Source organism: Limosilactobacillus caecicola (assembly GCF_943192935.1).
Taxonomy (GTDB): domain Bacteria; phylum Bacillota; class Bacilli; order Lactobacillales; family Lactobacillaceae; genus Limosilactobacillus; species Limosilactobacillus caecicola.
Genome location: NZ_CALPCI010000001.1, coordinates 97,415 through 117,036, shown reverse-complemented (window position 1 = coordinate 117,036; position 19,622 = coordinate 97,415). Strand labels below are relative to the sequence as shown.

The window sequence follows — 19,622 nt, the reverse complement described above, 5'->3', positions numbered from 1 at the left end:
AATGCGTTAAAATTATTACATTAGATATTTTAATTAAAGGAGTAACAGACTGTGGTACGAAAACGACGACGTAAAACCACGAAGCGGCGCAACAAGCGTTCTCGTTCAACTAAGTGGCTGACGGGAATTTTATTGGTGCTGGTTTTGCTGATGGTTGGTTATGTTGGCCACCATCTATACCAACGTCATTTACAGCAAGAAATTATCGAAAAGCAGCAACATTCCAAGCAATTATTTATTAAAGCAATTGCTCCAGAGGCTCAGGCCATGCAAAATCAGTACCACATCAAGGCATCGATTACGATGGCCCAGGCTATTTTGGAATCCAATTGGGGGACGAGTAAGTTAGCGAGTCAATACCACAACCTGTTTGGCATTAAAGGTACTGGTGCTAATTCGCGTTTAATGACAACCAAGGAATATACCAAAGGCAAGTGGGTTGTCATCAAGGATCGTTTCAAAGTTTATTCCAGCTGGTCCGCTTCAATTAAGGATCATACGCAGCTGATGTTAAATGGGACCCAGTACAAAAAAGAAAATTATCAAAAGGTGATTGATGCCAAGAATTATCGGGAGGCTGCTCAAGCACTACAAGATGCAAACTATGCGACCGATCCAAATTACGCTAGCAAGTTAATTAGTGTGATTAAAACCTATCACCTGGATAAGTACGACAATTAGGAGTTAGCCATGCAAGAATTAAAGGAAAAAATTGAAAAATACGGCACTGTGTTGCCGGGAAACGTGTTAAAGGTTGATGCATTTTTGAACCACCAAGTGGATACCGATTTGATGTATCGGGTTGGTCAAGAGTTTGCCAAGCATTTTGCAGACCAGGGGATTACTCAAATTTGGACAGTCGAATCATCAGGGATCGCTCCCGCAGTGATGACCGGCTTAGCAATGCATTTGCCCGTGATCTTTGCCCGCAAACATAAGAGTTTAACGTTAAATAATAATATGTACACGGCGGATGTCTATTCTTATACCAAAAAGACCACGAACCGGATTTCTATTTCTAAAAAGTATGTTGATCCCAATGCCAAGGTTCTCCTGATTGACGACTTTCTGGCTAACGGTCAGGCTGTTGAAGGCATGATGGAAATTGCGGACCAAGCTGGTGTAGAAGTCGCTGGCGCCGGCATTGTTATTGAAAAGAGCTTCCAGCCGGGTGGCAAGGAATTGCGAGACAAGGGCGTTGAAGTGTACTCCTTGGCCCAAATTAAGTCACTTGATGATGGACACGTTGAATTTGTTTAAAAGATTGAAGGTGCGGTTATGAGTAAAAACGTTTTATACCAAGGCAATACACTAGGGATTATGGGCATTGACCGCAACGGTAAAAAGTTGATTTTGGCAGCCAAAGAAGCGGGCCTCAACGTCGGCGTTTATCTTGATCATTCAGAGCCAGAGACGACCAAACAGGCGGACTTCACGGTGATTGGCAACTACCGGGATAAGGATAAATTAACCGAGTTTGGTGAGAATTGTGACGCGGTGATTTACGAAACGGCAGCTATCGATTCCATTGTGATTAAGTATTTGAGTCAGTATACGGCCATCCCACAAGGGCTCGATCCACTGGAAATCATGCAAGACCGCTTGATGGAACGCGCTTTTTTAGATCAAATTAACGTTAACGTGGCACCTTACGTCACCGTGATTAGTCTGGATGACATCTACCAGTCCATTGATTCGATTGGCTACCCAGCGGTCCTCAAGCCGATTCAACGAGGCGTTGGTGAAGATGCCTTGATGATTAATAAGGAATCGGATATTGCCCGAGCTGCTGACTTTATTCAAGCCGGTACCTACCTTCTCGAATCCTGGATTGACCACACCGCTGAATATGCGATTACCATGGCCATTGATGGCGATGGTAACCACCTCTACCCGCTGAGTGAATTACAGTACGTTGGTAATCATCAATTACAAGCGGTTAAGTCGCCCGTGACGGTGCCTGATGATATGAATAAAGAAATGAAGCGGATTGCCAATTCGATTGGTGACCAATTGGGCTACCAAGGAATCATTTCGGTTAACTTTTACGTGACGAGTACCGGTAATTTGTATGTGAAGGACCTGGAACCAGGTGTTTCCACTAGCGGGAATATTTTTACGGAAAGTACCAACGTTAGCCAATCTGAGCAACAAATTCGGATCTCCGCTGGCCGGCCAGCCCACTTTATTCATGAGACCCAGCCAGCCATTTTCTTAATTGGTCGCCAGCCACAATTATCGGCATTAGAACGCCAAGTCTTGATTCGGGATAACTGGAAGTTTAGCTTCTTTGAACCCGCCCAAGATTCAGCAGACGACGTCCTCGCCTACGTTTGGGCAACTGGTGATGGTGAAACGGTCGATGAAATTCAAAGTCAGGTTGACGAAACGGGTGTCTGGGAAGATGATGCACCCGTGGAAGACAATGAATCATCATCAATTTAAATTCAATTTATCAAACAAGTCTCAAATCAAAATGAGCCACCAACGAGCAGTGCTTGCTGGGTACTTGGACGGTTTGGGGCTTTTTCGGTTCAATGAGCATTTAGCGCCAAAGTCAAACAGAAGTTTGGTATAATGGTGTCTGACTGATTTTTAGAGAGGATGGAATGCTGTGACAATGCAATCTGCACTGGATGGAATGAATGATAAGCAACGCGAGGCGGTCTTGGCCACGGAGGGACCGGTTCTGGTGATGGCTGGCGCTGGTTCCGGGAAAACGCGGGTCTTGACTCACCGGGTCGCTTACCTGATCGAAGAAAAAAATGTCTTACCATGGCACATTTTGGCGATCACTTTTACCAATAAAGCTGCTCGTGAAATGAAAGAACGGATTGGAAAATTGTTGGGTGAAAGTGCCAATGATATTTGGGTCTCCACTTTCCATGCTCTGTGTGTTCGAATTCTTCGGCGGGATATTGATAAGCTCGGGTTCAATACAGCCTTCACCATTGCCGATCCGGGAGAGCAGCGAACTTTGATGAAGCGAATTTGCGAAGAATTAAACATTGATACTAAAAAGTTTGATCCGCGACAAATTTTGAGCGCCATTTCGAATGCTAAAAATGCGATGATCATCCCACAAGAATACGAAAAACGTTACCAGGATCCATTCCGCAAAATGGTTGGCCGGGCATACCGCTTGTACCAACGCGAACTGGAAAGTAATCAGACTTTAGACTTCGATGATTTGATTATGAAAACCATCCAACTCTTCAAGGCTGATCCGGAAACTCTCCAATATTACCAAAACAAGTTCCAATACATCCACGTGGACGAATACCAGGATACTAACGATGCTCAGTATGAATTAGTTCACTTGCTAGCAGAGGGGTATCACAACCTCTGCGTCGTTGGTGATGCTGATCAGAGTATTTATGGCTGGCGTGGAGCCAACATGAATAATATTTTGAACTTTGAAAAGGATTATCCTGACGCCACCACAATTATGTTGGAACAAAATTACCGTTCAACGCAGACAATTTTGAACGCCGCCAACGAAGTCATTGCTAACAATCTGAAGCGGAAAGACAAGAACCTCTGGACGGAAAATGGCCAGGGAGAGAAAATCTCTTATTACCGGGCGCAAAGCGAACATGATGAAGCTTACTACTTAGTTAAGCAGATTCAAGCTCAAATGCGGGAACATGGTTACAAATATGGCGATTTTGCGGTCCTCTACCGAACGAATGCTCAATCACGGGTGATTGAAGAAACTTTCCTGAAGAGTTCCATTCCGTATACCATGGTTGGTGGCCATAAATTCTATGACCGTAAAGAAATTCGTGATATTTTAGCCTACCTGACGCTGATTGCCAATCCAAATGATTCCATGAGCTTTGAACGGGTTGTCAACACGCCTAAGCGAGGAATTGGCCCGACAAGTATTGAAAAATTGCGTCAATTTGCGGCCAGCACCAATTCGTCGCTCTTGGCGGCTGCGAAGAACATCATGATGGCAAATGATATTTCAACCAGTGTCAAAAATAAGCTGGATGGGTTTGCTCAACAAATTAGTGCCATTCAAGCACAAGCTGACCAGCTTTCGATCACAGAATTAACTGATTTAATTTTGGATGAGACTGGTTACCGCAAGGAACTACAAGACGAAGCCGAAAAGAGTTTGCAGGCGCAATCGCGGTTGGATAACCTTGATGAATTTAAGTCCGTTACTCAGGAATTTGACAAAAACAATTCCAATGATGCGGCAAGTGTACAAGAAAAATTAACGCAGTTCTTAACGGACCTTGCGCTGGTTTCTCCGCAGGACGACATTGAAGACCAGGAAAACACGGTCACTTTGATGACACTGCATGCCGCAAAGGGATTGGAATTTCCAGTTGTTTTCTTGATTGGGATGGAACAAAGTATTTTCCCAATGGCGCGGGCTTTGAATAACGAGGAAGAAGAGGAAGAGGAACGTCGTTTAGCTTACGTCGGCATTACCCGGGCCCAAAAGAAACTTTTCCTCACGAACGCGATGTCAAGGGTGCTTTATGGACGAATCCAACGGAACCCAGAGTCAGAATTTGTGGATGAAATTAATGACCAGCTCCTCGAATTCGATAACCAGCAAAGTATGCGGACCCCATTCGGGAGTGGTAGTCAGGGTAGCTATGCTAGTCGCGCTGCCCAAGCAACAACCTACCGTTCAGCAAACTCGCACCGTACTTACCGTTCTGCTGGTAAGCGGGTGGCGCCAAAAACGAATCCTGGAACAGGGGCAGATAAGCAGTCCTGGAATGCCGGTGATAAAGTTAAGCATAAAAAGTGGGGGATTGGTACTGTCGTTGCTGTGAATGGTTCCGGCAGTGATATGGAACTGGACATTGCCTTTCCAAAAGAAGGCGTCCGGCGTCTCTTAGCCACGTTTGCACCAATTGAAAAGGTAGATGAATAAATATGGCAAAGCAACCAGTAACGTTAGCTGACGCCCAAAAAGAGATTGGCCCCCTTCGCCAACAATTGATTCAATGGGGGAAGGAATACTATGAGCAGGATCAGCCAACGGTTGAAGATTACGTGTATGATCGTCAGTATCAACGTTTAGTTCAGTTAGAGACTGAATTTCCCGAACTCATTACCCCTGATTCACCAACCCAGCGGGTCGGTGGGCAAACCGATACGCAACTTGCTAAGGTTACCCATGAGATTCCGATGCTATCGATGGGGGATGTCTTTTCGGTTGAAGAGCTCCAGGATTTCAATGTGCGGCAGCAGGATGGGCTACCTGAAATTGATCAGTTGGCATATGATTTGGAATTAAAAATCGACGGCTTATCGCTTTCGCTTGTCTATGAAAATGGCCGATTAGTGCAGGCTTCGACGCGTGGTAATGGCGTGATTGGTGAAGATGTCACCGCGAATGCCATGACAATTAAGGACATTCCTCACCAACTTTCTGAACCGCTTTCAGTAGAATTTCGGGGCGAATGCTATATGCCGAAAGCTTCCTTTGTAAAATTGAATGAGGCACGTGAAGCAAATGGGCAGCCGGTCTTTGCGAATCCGCGGAACGCGGCTGCTGGGAGCCTGCGTCAATTGGACCCCCAAGTCACTGCACAGCGGGAATTGGCTACTTTTATGTACTACGTTCCCGAATATGAAAAGTTAGGGGTCACAACTCAGGATGAAGCGTTAAAGCGGATGGCAGAACTGGGCTTCCAAGTGAACCCGCATCACCGGACAGTTACCTCGACAGCAGAGTTGGTCCAATATATCAATGAGTACACCGCGCAGCGTGATGATTTGGCTTATGGCATTGATGGAATTGTGGAGAAGGTCAATGATCTAGCCACGCAGACCGCGTTAGGCAATACCGTTAAAGTACCACGTTGGGAAATCGCCTATAAATTCCCACCGGAAGAGCAGTCAACGGTGGTGCGTGAAATTGAATGGACAGTTGGCCGGACGGGGAATGTAACCCCCACGGCGGTGATGGATCCAGTTCAGTTAGCTGGGACCACGGTTAGTCGTGCGTCATTGCATAACCCAGATTACCTTCGTCAAAAGGATATTCGGCTTGGTGATACGGTTCTCTTGCATAAGGCTGGAGACATTATTCCAGAAATTTCCCGGGTAATATTGGCCAAACGCCCGGCTGACAGTCAGCCATACCAAATTCCAACTGAATGCCCGGTTTGTGGCTCCCGATTAGTCCACCTTGATGGTGAAGTCGCCTTACGGTGTGTGAACCCAATGTGCCCGGCACAAATTAAGGAGGGCTTAGCTCATTTTGCATCGCGAAATGCGATGAATATTGATGGGTTAGGTCCGAAGATCATTGAACAACTTTGGAATAAAAAGTACGTAAGTGATTTTGCGGATTTATACCGCCTCACTGCGGACCAATTATTAACTTTAGATAAATTTGGTGAGAAATCGACCGCTAAACTATTGACAGCGATCGATAATAGCCGTCATAATTCAGTCGAACGTTTATTATTTGGCTTAGGGATTCGTCACGTCGGTGCCAAAGTTGCCCGGTTGATTGCTGAACATTTCGGCTCACTGCCTGCAGTGATGCAAGCCTCAGCGGACGAAATTTCGGCAGTAGCAACGATTGGACCAACCATTGGTGATAGTGTTGCCACTTACTTTGCAAATGCTCAGGTTCAGCAGCTCATTCAAGAACTCCAAGCAGTCGGGGTGAATATGGATTACACTGCGTCCCCAGCTGTGGATACTACCAGCGAATGGAATGGGCAACGGGTGGTTTTAACGGGTAAATTAGCAATGTTTACCCGCAACGAAGCAAAGGAATGGTTGGAAGCACATGGTGCTACTGTGACCGGTAGTGTTTCTAAGAAAACTGACGTCTTAATTGCTGGAGAAAAAGCCGGTAGTAAATTGCAAAAGGCTCAACAGCTTGGCATTCCAATCTGGAATGAGCAACAGTTTGACCAGGCGATGAAGGAGGAACAATAGACTCGTGAAAGCGAAAAAAATCCTAGTTGTGGGAACGTTATTATTAGCAACCATCGTGTTAGCTTCTTGTGGTAAAAAGTCCAAAGGAAACTACACGACCACTGGTTCCACTAGCGGGACTTACCAAGGGGTCATTAAAAATGGTCGGTACCGGACTAGCAAGGCCCGTGGGGTGAACGTTAGTCAAAATAATAACCAATATAATTTAAAGAGTTTTGAAAGTGGCTTAACCTCCGTTTCAAAACGGGTCTTCTCTACCAAAAATTACATTTTCCAAGAAGGCCAGTATTTGAGCTCCAGTACCATTGAGAATTGGTTGGGGCGGGTTTCTAAGAGTAACCCGACAGGATTGAACCCAAAACAAGGCAAGAAGAGCAACCCGAATCCTGAATATATCCAACAAATCGAAGAACAGGACTACATGACTGAAAGTGGTAACTCCTTGAAATTAAAGGGGATGACCATCGGAATTGGGATTAACAGCGAATATAAATACCAAAAGAAGACTGATGGTCCGGAATACACCAAGAAAATTTCGGACGCGGAAGTTCAAAAGCAAGGTAAGATTGCTGCACAAAAGATTCTGAAGCGTTTGCGGAAGAAGAAAGCGCTAAAGAACATTCCAATTGTCATTGCATTATATAAGCAAGCTCCTGACGATAGTCTAGTTGGTGGGACCTTCTTTGCTTACAGCAAGAATAATGGCAGCAAGATTACTAGTTGGACTAAGTTGAACTACAAGAATACCGTCTTACCAAAGGCTTCTGCAGAAACTAGCACTAACTCTGGCAGTTCAACCGATAATGACAGTTTCTCTAACTTTAAGAGTCAAGTCCAAAACTTCTTCCCGAACCTTAGTGGTGTCACTGCCCAAGCACAGTACCACAATGGTAGTTTGTCAGGGATGCACATTACGATTACGACACAATTCTACAGTCAATCAGAAATTACCAGCTTTACTGCCTACATCGCACGAGCAGCTAAACGCTACTTACCACATGGGATCCCAATTGATATCAAGATTCAATCAGATTCTGAAATGCAGGCGGTGGTTTACCGGAATTCTGGTTCTGACAGCTTCCAATCACACGTCTTTGATTCATATTAATCATAAACTAGGTAGTTCGCTTGGTGAACTACCTTTTTTGGTGTAAAACCGTCTGTGGAGGCGGTAAAAGAGTGTTGCTTGTGATAAAATAGTTTCGTGTATAATTTTGTAGAAATGAAAAGAGGTTAAGAGAATGGCTGAAAAAATTGATCGGCAAGAAGTCAAGCACGTTGCTGACCTTGCTAAATTATCGTTTGATGATGCAGCCTTAGATAAGATTACTCCCCAACTCGAGGAAATTATCGCTTTATTTACCGACCTCCAAAAGGTCGACACGGATGGCGTTGAACCAATGTATACGCCAACTACCGAACAGAATGTCATGCGCGAGGATCATGGTGTCCGGAGCGGTCAACGGGATGAACTGCTTGCCAATGCTCCTGAAACGTACGATGGACTGATTAAGGTTCCTGCCATTATTGATGAAAGTGAGGATGGTGAATAATGAACTTTAGCGAAACGAACATTTCAGATCTTCACAATCAATTGGTTAAGGGTGAGGTAAGTGCTACTGACCTTACCAAAGAATCTTTCAAGCGTATCAAAGAAACCGACGATGATGTCAAAGCTTTCTTAACCTTGAATGAGGACGCTGCCTTAAAGCGGGCTGGTGAAATTGACAAGGCGGGAATTGCCGATGATCAATTATTAGCCGGAATTCCCCTTGCTGTGAAGGACAACATTGTTACGAAGGGTCTGCGGACCACTGCTGCTTCCAAAATCCTTGGTAACTTTAAGCCAATTTATGACGCTACCGTGATCGAAAAAATGAACGCGGCAGGTTTCATTAATGTTGGGAAGACCAACATGGATGAATTTGCCATGGGGTCTTCAACCGAAAATTCAGCTTTCCAAAAGACCAAGAATCCTTGGGATCTGACTCGGGTTCCAGGTGGCTCTTCAGGTGGTTCAGCTGCTGCTGTTGCCGCTGGAGATGTTTTGGCAGCCTTTGGGACTGATACTGGTGGTTCCATTCGGCAACCAGCTTCTTTCAACGGGATTGTCGGCATGAAGCCAACCTATGGCCGGGTTTCTCGGTGGGGAATCATTGCCTTTGGTTCTAGTTTTGACCAGGTGGGTTGGTTGAGCAAAAATGTCAAAGACAATGCCATCTTGATGCAAGCAATTAGTGGCCTTGATGCCCACGATATGACTTCTGCGGATGTGGACGTGCCAAATTGGGCTGCTCACTTAGATGAAGCCAGCGTGAAGGGCCTCAAGATTGCTGTTCCTGAAGAATATACTAGTGATGCATTGGATGATGATGTTCGTGAAGTGATCACGGCGGCTTTGAAGCACTTTGAATCACTTGGCGCTACTGTCGAAACCGTTTCTTTGCCACATACCAAATATGGGGTCTCTGCCTACTACATTTTGGCCTCTTCCGAAGCGTCCTCAAACCTGCAACGTTACGATGGTATTCGTTACGGTTTCCGGGCAGATGACGTTAAAAACTTGGAAGACGTTTACGTGCGGACCAGGACGGAAGGATTTGGTGAAGAAGTTAAGCGGCGGATCATGTTAGGGACTTTCTCCTTGTCAGCAGGTTTCTATGATGCCTACTTCAACAAGGCTGCTAAGGTCCGTCGGTTGATCGCTGATGACTTCAACAAGGTTTTCAAGGATTACGACCTCATCTTGGGAGCTACTGATGCTTCGACGGCCTTTAAGCTCGGTGACAAGGTTACAGATCCAACGAAGATGTATCTCAATGATGCCTTGACCATTCCAGTCAACATGGCTGGCCTTCCGGCAATGTCATTGCCGGCCGGTTTCTCCAAGAAGGATGGTATGCCAGTTGGTCTGCAAATTATTGGGAAGCCATTTGATGAACAAACCATCTATGACGCTGCCTACGTCTTTGAACAGACTACCGACTTCCACAAGAAAAATGCACAGTTAGGAGGTCAAGATTAACATGAACTTTCAAACAACAATTGGTCTAGAAGTTCACGTCGAATTAAAGACTAACTCCAAGATTTATAGTCCATCCCCAGTTCAATATGGGGTAGAACCAAACCTGAACACTAACGTAATTGATTGGGCTTATCCGGGCACGTTGCCAACCCTGAACAAGGGGGTCGTTCGTGACGGTATCATGGCTGGTTTAGCACTTCATGCCAACATCACGAAACACATGCACTTTGACCGGAAGAACTACTTTTATCCTGATAACCCGAAGGCTTACCAAATTACCCAATCAGAAACCCCAATTGCCACTGATGGTTGGGTAGAAATTGAAGTTAACGGTAAGAAAAAGAAAATCGGGATTGCTGAAATGCATATCGAAGAAGATGCCGGGAAAAACACGCACACCGGTGAATATTCTTATGTGGATTTGAACCGTCAGGGCACGCCATTAATCGAAATTGTGTCCAAGCCGGACATTGCTTCACCAGACGAAGCGGTTGCTTACTTGGAAGCTTTACGGCAACGGATCCAATTTACTGGGATTTCCGATGTGAAGATGGAAGAAGGGTCCATGCGGGTGGATACCAACATCTCAATTCGGCCATTTGGTTCTGATCAATTTGGGACCAAGACGGAAATGAAGAACATTAACTCCTTCAACTACGTCAAAAATGCCCTTGAATTTGAGGAAAAGCGTCACCAAAAAGTGATCCTTTCTGGTGGCACGATTGCTCAAGAAACCCGTCGTTATGACGAAGCTACTAAGGAAACGGTGGCGATGCGGAGCAAGGAAGGAAGCGAAGATTACCGTTACTTCCCAGAGCCAGATATTCCACCGTTGGACGTTTCTGATGCTTGGATTGAAGAAATTAAGCAGGAAATGCCAGAAATGCCTGGTGAACGGCGGGCACGCTACACTAAAGAGTTGGGCTTGTCCGATTACGATGCAATGGTCCTGACGCAAACCAAGGAAATGTCTGACTTCTTTGATGAAGCGGTCAAGGACGGTGCAGATGCCAAACGGGTCGCTAACTACCTGATGAACGATGTGAACAGTTACCTGAACGATGAACACCTGGATTTGCCAGATACTAAGTTGACTCCTGCCCACCTGGCGGGCATGGTGAAGTTGATCACTGACGGCACGATTTCCTCCAAGATGGCCAAGAAGGTCTTCAAGGGAATCATCGCTGGTGAAGAACCTGCTGCTTATGCTAAGGCACATGGTTTAGTCCAATTATCTGATCCAAAGGAATTGCAACCAATTATTGATGATATTTTGGCAAACAACCAACAATCAATTGAAGACTTTAAGAATGGTAAAGACCGGGCAGTTGGCTACCTAGTTGGTCAGATTATGAAACAAACGCGTGGTAAGGCTAACCCACAAGTCGTTAACCAATTATTGATGAAGTCATTGCAAGCACAATAACAGGAGGTAAGCGAATGCACAAACGAGCACGAATCATTTATAACCCGGTTGCTGGTCGCGAAGCAATGCATGATGACCTTGCTGATATTTTGGCAATCTATGAACAAGCTGGTTATGAGACAAGTGCTTTTGCGACAACTCCAGAACCTGATTCTGCCAAGAACGAGGCGACCCGCGCGGCTCAAGACGACTTTGACCTGATTGTGGCGGCTGGTGGTGACGGAACGTTGAACGAAGTGATCAACGGGATTGCAGGTTTGCCGAAACGACCGCGTCTCGCGATTATCCCAGCGGGAACGACGAACGATTATGCCCGTGCTTTACATGTTCCGCGGGAAGATCCAGTTGCGGCGGCCAAGCTGATTTTGAATCCGGCTAACCACTTCCAAATTGACCTGGGAAAAGCCGGTGAAAATTACTTTATGAATATCGCCGCTGGTGGAACGTTGACTGAATTAACTTATGATGTTTCCAGCCAAATGAAGTCCTTGTTTGGGTATATGGCATACTTCGCTAAGGGCGCTGAAATGTTACCGCAGGTTAAACCCGTCCATATGAACATCAAGTATGATGGTCACGAATTTGATGGGATGGCCTCAACAGTGTTCCTGGCTTTAACCAATTCTGTCGGTGGGTTTGAACAAATTGTCCCAGACGCTTCCTTAAATGATGGGCTTTTTTCCTTGATCATTGTCAAGGATAGTAACATGGTCGGCTTGATGCAGTTGATGGCTAAGGCCCTAAAGGGGACCCACCTTGATGATCCGCGGGTGATCTATGCCAAGGCGGCTGATGTAGACATCACACCAGTTGACCCTAACGACCGCTTGATGATTAATCTTGATGGGGAATACGGTGGCGATGCGCCAATGCATTTCCAAGCTTTGAAGCAACACTTGGATATTGTGGCGGATGTTGCCGCCATTCCAGACAACGCGATTGCATCGATTGAACCCGATATGAAGGCGGCCGAAGATAGTTTCTTGCGGGGCGTTAACGAAATCGGTAAAGAGTAAGTCAAAAGGCCGGAACCTGGTTCCGACCTTTTGTGTATTAGGAGGATCAAATGAAAGTTAAAACTCCAGTTTATAAAAAACAACGTCTGACAGCAGAGGTGGTTGATTTATCTTATCAAGGCAACGGTGTTGTGAAGGTCGATCATTACCCAATCTTTGTACCCAACACGCTTCCAGGTGAAAAGGTAGAAATTGTAGTCACGAAGGTGACCCGTAACTTTGCGTGGGGTAAGCTAACCAAGCTAATTGAGAAAAGTCCTGACCGGGTGTCACTAGATGATATGCGTTATCTCCAGACTGGGATTGCACCGTTAGGAAATCTGAAATATGAAGCCCAGTTGCGATTTAAGCAGCACCAAATTCAGGAACTATTAGAAAAAGCGCATCTGGACAATCTTCAGGTTGCGCCGACGATGGGTATGGAGAAACCCTACGGTTATCGGAATAAGGCCCAGGTCCCCGTTAAACTGGTTAAGGGCCGCTTGGAGACAGGGTTTTACAAACGAGGCAGTCATGATTTAGTACCAATTGAGAACTTTCTAATTCAGGATCCAGTGATCGACCAAACGATTACGACCGTCAGGGATATTTTGCGGAAGTATCGCATTCAGCCGTACGATGAAGAAAGTGGCCGGGGATGTTTGCGGACAATCATGGTGCGGCGTGGTTACTATAGTCATGAAGTCATGGTCGTGCTGATTTCCAAAACCAAGCAAATTCCCCACGTCGACGATATTACCCGGGAAATTGTCGCCCAGGTTCCAGAATTAAAGAGTTTAGTCCACAACGTTAATAGTAAGCGGACTAATAAACTCCTGGGGGATGTTAATCACACCTTGTGGGGCCAACCAACGATTAATGACCAGCTATTAGGCATTGATTTTACCATCTCGCCGCTTTCTTTCTATCAGGTAAATCCGCAACAGACGGAACGACTCTATCAAACGGCAATTGAAAACGCCGGGTTGGATGGTTCACAGACTGTGATTGATGCTTATTGTGGAATTGGTACAATTTCATTGGCAGTGGCCAAGCATGCGAAAAAAGTTTACGGAGTGGAAATTGTCCCGGCTGCGATCCAAGACGCCAAAAAGAATGCGCAAAAGAACGGCATTACGAATATTGAATTTGTGGTTGGCAAGGCCGAAGAACAGATGGCAAAATGGCAGGCAGCGGGATTAAAACCGGACGTTTTAATTGTGGACCCACCACGAAAGGGATTGGGTGAAGAATTAATTGAGGCAACCGGTCAGATGAAACCGGCCAAGGTCATCTACGTAAGCTGCAATCCCGCAACTTTGGTCCGTGACATTCAGCGGTTTATGGAACAGGGCTACCACGTGACCAAACCCATTCAACCTGTCGATCAATTCCCCCAGACGACGCATGTGGAGAGTGTAACAGTCCTTGAGCGTACAGGGGAATAGCCTATAAACGCCGGTGTAACAGCATTTATCAGTGATTAAAAGTGTACTTTTTCCTTTTTGAATGATTGGAATTAGTACACTTTTTCTTTTTGTGGTCGGCGAGTTGAATGTTCTAAATCCTATTTCGATAGTCGAGTATGCGAGTGTCCAGTTTGGCAGGTCGAGTTGATTAGGGGAGTGAAAGAAGGCTTGGGCATTGGTATGGTATAGAATGAAGCAAGTGCGGAAACGGATGAATATATAGCTGAAAGTTGAGTGAACAAGTGTACAGCAACATATTGTTATTCGCTTCTATACAGTTATGATTAAGTAGTGCAATGGTATACTTGACATATAATTAACTATTAAGGGAGTCCAAAGTTTATGGATTTAGAAAAATACAAGTTATTAAAAAATAAAAGAATAGTTGAGGTACTAGATGGTGACGAAACATTTGGTGATTTTAGGATACACAATATTGGCTCTTATTTTGGAGTTGCTGATTTAAAAATAGCTATGCCAAGATTGAGTGGACCAGATATTTGTGATGTGGCAAAAACATTTGGCTCGACAACGGAATATACTGATATGAAGTCTCGATGGCAATATATGTTTGATTTAATTGATTATGGTATTAGTTCAGGAAGAATACCAAGCATACTTGCTTATCTCTTTGATGAATCTAATTTTACTAGAGACATTAGTACTGAACTTAGTAAGGACGAATTTAAAAAATACCATAAGTTGTCTGTTGAAAGTGCGCTTGAAAGAATTAACACAATACTTCATTTTGGTGGAAATAAGATGATTATTGATAACCGAATAGTTCTGATGGTTTCTAATAATACATCGGATCCTAAGATATCCATTAAAAATGTAAAAAGTGTAGATCGTGATTATATAAAACTGTTATCTAAAAGAGCCATAGGTAATGTTGACATTGGAAATTATGATAGTGCATTAACACAAGCCAGAACTATATTAGAGGAAACCTTTCATTATGTGCTTGAAAAGCGGAATATTAAGCCCAGCACTAAAGGCGATATAAATAAACTTTATAAACAGGTTAAAGACGAGTATAAAATGCATGAAGATAGAAATGCTGATAAAAGGATCAACCGTTTATTATCTGGATTAGAAAATATAGTTTCAGCAGTATCAGAAATGCGCAATAAGAATAGTGATTCTCATGGTGTTGGTGAAAAACGTTTGACTATTGATAAACATCATGCACGTCTAGCAGTTAATGCCGCAACAACAATGGCAGATTTTATTTTATCGGTGGAAAAGAAAACTAACGGAGAAATAAATTATTAGGGTTAATAAAAAGATTAGGTGGCTTGAAGTGCAACAGAAAAATTGGAAAATGGAACGGTTATAGAATCCAACTTCTCCGCGACAGTGATCTTAGCTATCATTGCTAAAATTTCTGAAATCTGCGATATTACCGATCAAGTTTCTTATGCGGTGAAGTAACCATTTGGTTTGTACAATACAGGAGCGAGCATAAAGGATGACAGAGAAAGTTCAAAAGGTAAAGCCTCAAGAATTTGTTAGTGAATTTGAGAAGTTATTGTTGGATGACAACACACATAACATCCTGGTACGCGGGTATTTTGATAATGATAAATTATTGCTAGTATTTGCCTGCCTTTATGAAACGACAGGATTTGATGATGGAACTATTGTTATTGGTAATACAACGGTTCCACATGAAAGAGAGTTTTTGCAAAGAGGGATTAGGGAAAGTATTCCAAAACTTAATCTAAGTGATGCTTTTAATATAAATGGTTTAACTGTTAATTTTACTCAATGGAAAAGAAATAGAGATTTTCAGTTTGGATTTGATAAAGATTTCGTGGTCTTCCATCCAGTACAATCCGCATTGGATGACAAAGACTTCCCCAAATTTTGTTCTGTTTTAAATAATTCCAAGGCAAAAATAAATATTTTAATCACTACTAATGATTTTAGCGAATCTCCTAAAAAATTATATTCATTTGTGGATGAAATTCTTATTTTAGATACGACAGAAGTTGATGATGAACATAGTGAAATTTATAAAGTGATCCAGAGTAATCTGGAAGCCGACCATCAATCTCTGCCATATTGACAGTATGAGTTTCCCACAAACGTCCTGGGATACCACTGCTTTTCATTGTGTTTCCCCAAACCAGTAATAATTTGGAACCTGCTACTCATGTAGATAATCAGAGATAATTTGGGATTATGGCATCGAGTTAACAGACATAATGTCTTGGCCTAAACAAACCAAAACACCTAACGTAGCAGCATATCCAGAATGTGTAATTGACTACATCAGCTCACGGCATGTTGAGTCAGTCGTTGTAATGGAGCGAGCATAGCGAAGCTTCATTACTTACGAATGACTTACCTATTTGGTGAGAGTATCACAGTGCTATTGAGGAGCTGAAAGCGACGACTATCAGCGTACAAAAAAGACTTGATTGTGAAAAACTTCTGCAATCAAGTCTTTTTTTGTAGGTGTGTAAAGTTTAATGATCACTATTTTTCCTAAGTTGTTGATGATTCGTTACTTCTACAAAGCGCAAATATAATTTTTTCTCACGTCGCTGATAAATTACCAGAACATCATCGTCGTAAATATGATATTCATTATAATTTACATAAGGACTGCGTCTTAATAGATGGTCATGATATTCGTCGGGGAGCTTTCCGTTATTAGCCAACATTCGGATTGACTCTTTAAGTTCAGCAACGATTTCACTTAGTTCATCCCTTGTATATTGAGTCCTTAAATTTTTAATGCTTAACCAAAATTTGTCTGGAATATTTACTTGATACTTCATGGCTTACATTCCTAAATTTTTTTTAAAAGCATTATCTAATTCTTCTTCAGTAGAGTAAGTTTCAGATTTATCAGAAAGTAATCCTAGTGATTCGAGTTCATCAGTCCGTAAGTGATCTTTTAGTTCAGGGCTAACTGGTTTTGTATAATTTTCATAATACATGGTTGTGAATGGTGAAATTCCACTGTTGGCGATTTGGGTCGCAATCATCTTTAGTGCTTGGGGGGTTGTAGTCCCATCTTTAGCAAAGATTTCATCCAATTTATCTTTAACGGGTGCAGGAATTTTGATTTGAACTAACTTATTGTTTTTTGTTGGTGTTTGCATTTAAACCACCCACCTTTCTAGTATGCTAATTATATACTTTTACATACTTGTACGACAAGTCCAAAAATGGAGTAAGCTAATCATTATCAATTAAAAAAGGAAGTCAATAATGTTATCTTCACAACCCCATCACCATAATAATACAACGTCACTCCGGCGCCTTGCCTTGATTACGGGATTGGTGAACGTATTTGGGAATGGGCTCACAGTTGCTTCAAATGTCGGGAACCAGTCCATAGACGGCCTCCGAAGTTAACCTCGGGGCCTTATTTGGGAACACAGTTGGTTGGCCGATGTTTATTGTCGGCACTCTCACGACCGTCGCTAACCAGTTACTTATTCGTCAATGGGATAAGTGGCGTTTTTTGGGTGAGGTGGCCTTTATCGCATGCTTTAGTTACTTTGTGGCGTTGTTTACCAAACTTGGGGTTCCTAATTTACCATTTCTAGTCCGGATGATCTAATGTTTTATGGGAATTGCCACCTTATGTTGTGCGATCTCAATCTACCAATGCGCAAACATCGTGATGCACTCAAATGATGACCAGGCTTGATTGGTTATGAAGGGCGGCTCCAAAGGAAAATTATCAAAAAAATTTACCACTTACTTTTAATTAGTAAGAAATTGGTATACAATAACCATGCTTAGACAATCAATTAACACTTGAAAGGAATGATCAAGCATGGAAATTACAATTATTGGAACTGGCAATATGGGGAAGGCCATTGGTCACAACCTCGAGATGGGGAACGACGTTACTTACGTTGATTCCACGCATCCGGCCACTAGTTTTGGTAACATCGTAGTTTTGGCGGTCCCATATGGCGCTTTGGATTCCATTGTGGACCAATATGGCGATCAATTAGTTGGTAAAGTGGTAATTGATATTACCAATCCCTTGAACTTTGATACCTGGGATGAATTACAAGTCCCGGCTGATAGTTCTGCAGCGGCTGAATTGCAAGCAAAGTTGCCAAACAGTAAAGTGCTCAAAGCCTTTAACACCAACTTTGCCGGTACTTTAAGTAGTGGTAAGGTTGGCGACACGACCACCACTGTCCTGATCGCTGGTGATGACGATGCGGCTAAAAAGTCGTTGGCAACGGCTTTAGAGGCTTCACCGCTACAAACGATGGATGCCGGTAGCCTCAAGCGGGCCCGCGAAATGGAAGCAGTCGGTTTCCTACAAATGAAGCTGGCAGCAAGTAAGCAAATTAGCTGGAACGGCGGTTTCGGTATTAACAAATAATCATAAAAAACGATTCCCAGGCTGGAACATCAATTTCAACCTGGGAATTTTTTTAATCGTTGACGTTTGCTTTACGGATGACTTCTTTGACTTTATCCAGGGGATAGGGGACTTCATCACGCTTGTAGTAGTGTTTGCCCGCCACCGTGACGGTTTGTTCGTGGTCGTCATCGCCCACTGGGACCACCACCTGATCCCCAATTTCGATGGAATCATCGTCAGTTAAATATTGGTATTGATTACTGAACTCGTTGAAGGTCACCGTGAGGTAGATCACATCATCGGTCGTCCGCCGCCGGCGTTGGTAATAATCGGGGTTGAGTAATTCTCCCATTGGTGGCACGTCCATTAAATCACCAAGGACCTTCATAAGAGTGGTCCACGGCTTCGGTAGACAGTATTGTTCATAATCACCACTGAAATGAATTGGCCGAAGCTGCCGACGTTGAATGACACAGTCAAAATGGCCAAACTTATCTTCCTGATCCGGCACGACGTCTTCCGGAATTCCTGGGATGGTCTCCGCAAAATCCACTGAATTCAGGTTATCCAAAATGTGGGTTACATCCACCAGGTCTCGATAAACAGTTGTGACGGTTGGACCATCCTTGATTTTTCGATCATAGGTGATGGAATTGTCAGCTCGATTGAGTACCAGTGTTTCGTGATAATCGTCCTTTTCAGCGTAGTTAATCGTGAACCGGTCAATAAAGTCATCATGGCTATTGCCGTCAAAGACCATCAGATCGGCCTGACCAAGGGTCCGTCGAATTGCCATTGCCAATTGAGAAACGGGGCGGTTTTCACCAGCATAGTCATAAAAAGCGATGACCTTGCCAGTGTCTGTCCAAATCGTCGTTTCCTGGGTCCGAATTTGTTGATGGTCCGTATCAACTTTGCCGAAGTAATTTAAAAGTTTGAGTGTATCATCGAGCATTTCCTGGGCCTGTTCAGGCGTTACTTGGATTTCCTCGTGATCTTGACCGGCAATGGGTTGCCGAATATCATCATTAAAAACTTGCGCAGCGATTTCACACTTGCCACTTGATCGAATGGTCAATAGTTGTCCCCACTTTCCACCTGGAACTTGTGGATCACGCCATGGCATATATGGATTACCAAACCAAATTTCAGCTTTCGTCGGGGCACCGTACTGATCTTTCAGATTAGTTGGCTGGATATCTTGAAAAGGCTTTTTCATGGTAATCCCTCCCTCAAAATTTCACCATTATTATAGCAAAATATTTTGAAAAAGCAGCCCAAAACCTTGAAGAATTAAGGAAAAGATTGCCTTCTGAAATTTTTAATTTCCCGGGAAATTAACACCTTTTTATTCAATGTTCACGATTAGTTACTTATAGTGGAGAAAAGGAGTATCATGTAAGCGTGGAAATCGCTTACATTATTAACGGAT

At 43.6% G+C, this 19,622-nt stretch carries 18 protein-coding genes; 15 read left to right on the top strand and 3 right to left on the bottom strand.

The features are described 5' to 3' along the window. The first annotated feature begins 51 nt into the window (after window positions 1-51). From NFR43_RS00510 to NFR43_RS00450, 13 genes are all read left to right on the top strand, one after another. Window positions 52-681, top strand: coding sequence for a glycoside hydrolase family 73 protein (locus NFR43_RS00510; RefSeq protein WP_251545440.1), 630 nt, complete (start codon window positions 52-54; stop codon window positions 679-681). Between the two features lie 9 nt (window positions 682-690). After that, a complete protein-coding gene (locus tag NFR43_RS00505; protein ID WP_251545438.1) occupies window positions 691-1,260 on the top strand; it encodes a xanthine phosphoribosyltransferase in 570 nt (189 codons plus the stop codon). Window positions 1,261-1,278: 18 nt separating this feature from the next. After that, window positions 1,279-2,445: an ATP-grasp domain-containing protein gene (locus NFR43_RS00500; protein ID WP_251545437.1), complete on the top strand. Its 1,167-nt coding sequence runs from the start codon at window positions 1,279-1,281 to the stop codon at window positions 2,443-2,445. A gap of 175 nt (window positions 2,446-2,620) precedes the next feature. Next, window positions 2,621-4,900 (top strand): DNA helicase PcrA, encoded by a 2,280-nt coding sequence (gene pcrA / locus NFR43_RS00495; RefSeq protein ID WP_251546168.1) that lies wholly within the window; start codon window positions 2,621-2,623, stop codon window positions 4,898-4,900. Between the two features lie 2 nt (window positions 4,901-4,902). Then, window positions 4,903-6,927 carry an NAD-dependent DNA ligase LigA gene (gene ligA / locus NFR43_RS00490; protein WP_251545436.1) on the top strand — a complete coding sequence of 675 codons (2,025 nt, stop codon included), beginning with the start codon at window positions 4,903-4,905 and terminating at the stop codon, window positions 6,925-6,927. A 4-nt stretch (window positions 6,928-6,931) separates the two neighbouring features. Beyond that, window positions 6,932-8,035, top strand: coding sequence for a CamS family sex pheromone protein (locus tag NFR43_RS00485; protein ID WP_251545435.1), 1,104 nt, complete (start codon window positions 6,932-6,934; stop codon window positions 8,033-8,035). A gap of 133 nt (window positions 8,036-8,168) precedes the next feature. Further along, window positions 8,169-8,480, top strand: coding sequence for an Asp-tRNA(Asn)/Glu-tRNA(Gln) amidotransferase subunit GatC (gene gatC / locus NFR43_RS00480; protein WP_251545434.1), 312 nt, complete (start codon window positions 8,169-8,171; stop codon window positions 8,478-8,480). After that, window positions 8,480-9,952: an Asp-tRNA(Asn)/Glu-tRNA(Gln) amidotransferase subunit GatA gene (gatA, locus tag NFR43_RS00475; protein WP_251545433.1), complete on the top strand. Its 1,473-nt coding sequence runs from the start codon at window positions 8,480-8,482 to the stop codon at window positions 9,950-9,952. Before gatC ends, gatA begins: the two co-directional genes overlap by 1 nt. Before the next feature lies 1 nt (window position 9,953). After that, the gene (gene gatB, locus NFR43_RS00470; protein ID WP_251545432.1) at window positions 9,954-11,378 is read left to right on the top strand and encodes an Asp-tRNA(Asn)/Glu-tRNA(Gln) amidotransferase subunit GatB; all 1,425 of its coding nucleotides are present in this window, start codon (window positions 9,954-9,956) and stop codon (window positions 11,376-11,378) included. A 14-nt stretch (window positions 11,379-11,392) separates the two neighbouring features. Continuing rightward, entirely contained in the window at window positions 11,393-12,394 is a 1,002-nt protein-coding gene (locus NFR43_RS00465) for a diacylglycerol kinase (protein ID WP_251545431.1), read from the top strand. Between the two features lie 50 nt (window positions 12,395-12,444). Then, window positions 12,445-13,821 (top strand): 23S rRNA (uracil(1939)-C(5))-methyltransferase RlmD, encoded by a 1,377-nt coding sequence (gene rlmD, locus NFR43_RS00460; RefSeq protein WP_251545429.1) that lies wholly within the window; start codon window positions 12,445-12,447, stop codon window positions 13,819-13,821. Window positions 13,822-14,184: 363 nt separating this feature from the next. Further along, the gene (locus NFR43_RS00455) at window positions 14,185-15,117 is read left to right on the top strand and encodes an abortive infection family protein (RefSeq protein ID WP_251545426.1); all 933 of its coding nucleotides are present in this window, start codon (window positions 14,185-14,187) and stop codon (window positions 15,115-15,117) included. A gap of 196 nt (window positions 15,118-15,313) precedes the next feature. Beyond that, a complete protein-coding gene (locus NFR43_RS00450; protein ID WP_251545424.1) occupies window positions 15,314-15,913 on the top strand; it encodes a hypothetical protein in 600 nt (199 codons plus the stop codon). Window positions 15,914-16,316: 403 nt separating this feature from the next. Here NFR43_RS00450 and NFR43_RS00445 read toward each other — a convergent pair whose 3' ends face one another. Continuing rightward, a complete protein-coding gene (locus tag NFR43_RS00445; protein ID WP_251545422.1) occupies window positions 16,317-16,631 on the bottom strand; it encodes a type II toxin-antitoxin system mRNA interferase toxin, RelE/StbE family in 315 nt (104 codons plus the stop codon). A 3-nt stretch (window positions 16,632-16,634) separates the two neighbouring features. Then, window positions 16,635-16,958, bottom strand: coding sequence for a type II toxin-antitoxin system RelB/DinJ family antitoxin (locus NFR43_RS00440; RefSeq protein ID WP_251545420.1), 324 nt, complete (start codon window positions 16,956-16,958; stop codon window positions 16,635-16,637). Window positions 16,959-17,251: 293 nt separating this feature from the next. Between NFR43_RS00440 and NFR43_RS00435 the strand changes: the two genes are divergently transcribed. Both NFR43_RS00435 and NFR43_RS00430 read left to right on the top strand, forming a co-directional pair. Beyond that, window positions 17,252-17,422: a hypothetical protein gene (locus tag NFR43_RS00435; protein WP_251545418.1), complete on the top strand. Its 171-nt coding sequence runs from the start codon at window positions 17,252-17,254 to the stop codon at window positions 17,420-17,422. 219 nt (window positions 17,423-17,641) lie between these two features. Then, window positions 17,642-18,208, top strand: a complete 567-nt coding sequence (locus tag NFR43_RS00430) for an NADPH-dependent F420 reductase (RefSeq protein ID WP_251545416.1) — start codon at window positions 17,642-17,644, stop codon at window positions 18,206-18,208. Window positions 18,209-18,260: 52 nt separating this feature from the next. On the opposite strand, the gene NFR43_RS00425 is transcribed toward NFR43_RS00430, so the two are convergent. After that, window positions 18,261-19,409, bottom strand: a complete 1,149-nt coding sequence (locus NFR43_RS00425) for a hypothetical protein (protein WP_251545414.1) — start codon at window positions 19,407-19,409, stop codon at window positions 18,261-18,263. Between the last annotated feature and the right edge of the window lie 213 nt (window positions 19,410-19,622).

Coding starts and splice junctions, on each gene's coding strand:
- NFR43_RS00505 (WP_251545438.1), top strand. CDS start 691: ATGCAAGAATTAAAGGAAAAAATTGAAAAATACGGCACTGTGTTGCCG.
- NFR43_RS00500 (WP_251545437.1), top strand. CDS start 1,279: ATGAGTAAAAACGTTTTATACCAAGGCAATACACTAGGGATTATGGGC.
- pcrA (WP_251546168.1), top strand. CDS start 2,621: ATGCAATCTGCACTGGATGGAATGAATGATAAGCAACGCGAGGCGGTC.
- ligA (WP_251545436.1), top strand. CDS start 4,903: ATGGCAAAGCAACCAGTAACGTTAGCTGACGCCCAAAAAGAGATTGGC.
- gatC (WP_251545434.1), top strand. CDS start 8,169: ATGGCTGAAAAAATTGATCGGCAAGAAGTCAAGCACGTTGCTGACCTT.
- gatA (WP_251545433.1), top strand. CDS start 8,480: ATGAACTTTAGCGAAACGAACATTTCAGATCTTCACAATCAATTGGTT.
- gatB (WP_251545432.1), top strand. CDS start 9,954: ATGAACTTTCAAACAACAATTGGTCTAGAAGTTCACGTCGAATTAAAG.
- NFR43_RS00465 (WP_251545431.1), top strand. CDS start 11,393: ATGCACAAACGAGCACGAATCATTTATAACCCGGTTGCTGGTCGCGAA.
- rlmD (WP_251545429.1), top strand. CDS start 12,445: ATGAAAGTTAAAACTCCAGTTTATAAAAAACAACGTCTGACAGCAGAG.
- NFR43_RS00455 (WP_251545426.1), top strand. CDS start 14,185: ATGGATTTAGAAAAATACAAGTTATTAAAAAATAAAAGAATAGTTGAG.
- NFR43_RS00450 (WP_251545424.1), top strand. CDS start 15,314: ATGACAGAGAAAGTTCAAAAGGTAAAGCCTCAAGAATTTGTTAGTGAA.
- NFR43_RS00445 (WP_251545422.1), bottom strand. CDS start 16,631: ATGAAGTATCAAGTAAATATTCCAGACAAATTTTGGTTAAGCATTAAA.
- NFR43_RS00440 (WP_251545420.1), bottom strand. CDS start 16,958: ATGCAAACACCAACAAAAAACAATAAGTTAGTTCAAATCAAAATTCCT.
- NFR43_RS00435 (WP_251545418.1), top strand. CDS start 17,252: ATGTTTATTGTCGGCACTCTCACGACCGTCGCTAACCAGTTACTTATT.
- NFR43_RS00430 (WP_251545416.1), top strand. CDS start 17,642: ATGGAAATTACAATTATTGGAACTGGCAATATGGGGAAGGCCATTGGT.
- NFR43_RS00425 (WP_251545414.1), bottom strand. CDS start 19,409: ATGAAAAAGCCTTTTCAAGATATCCAGCCAACTAATCTGAAAGATCAG.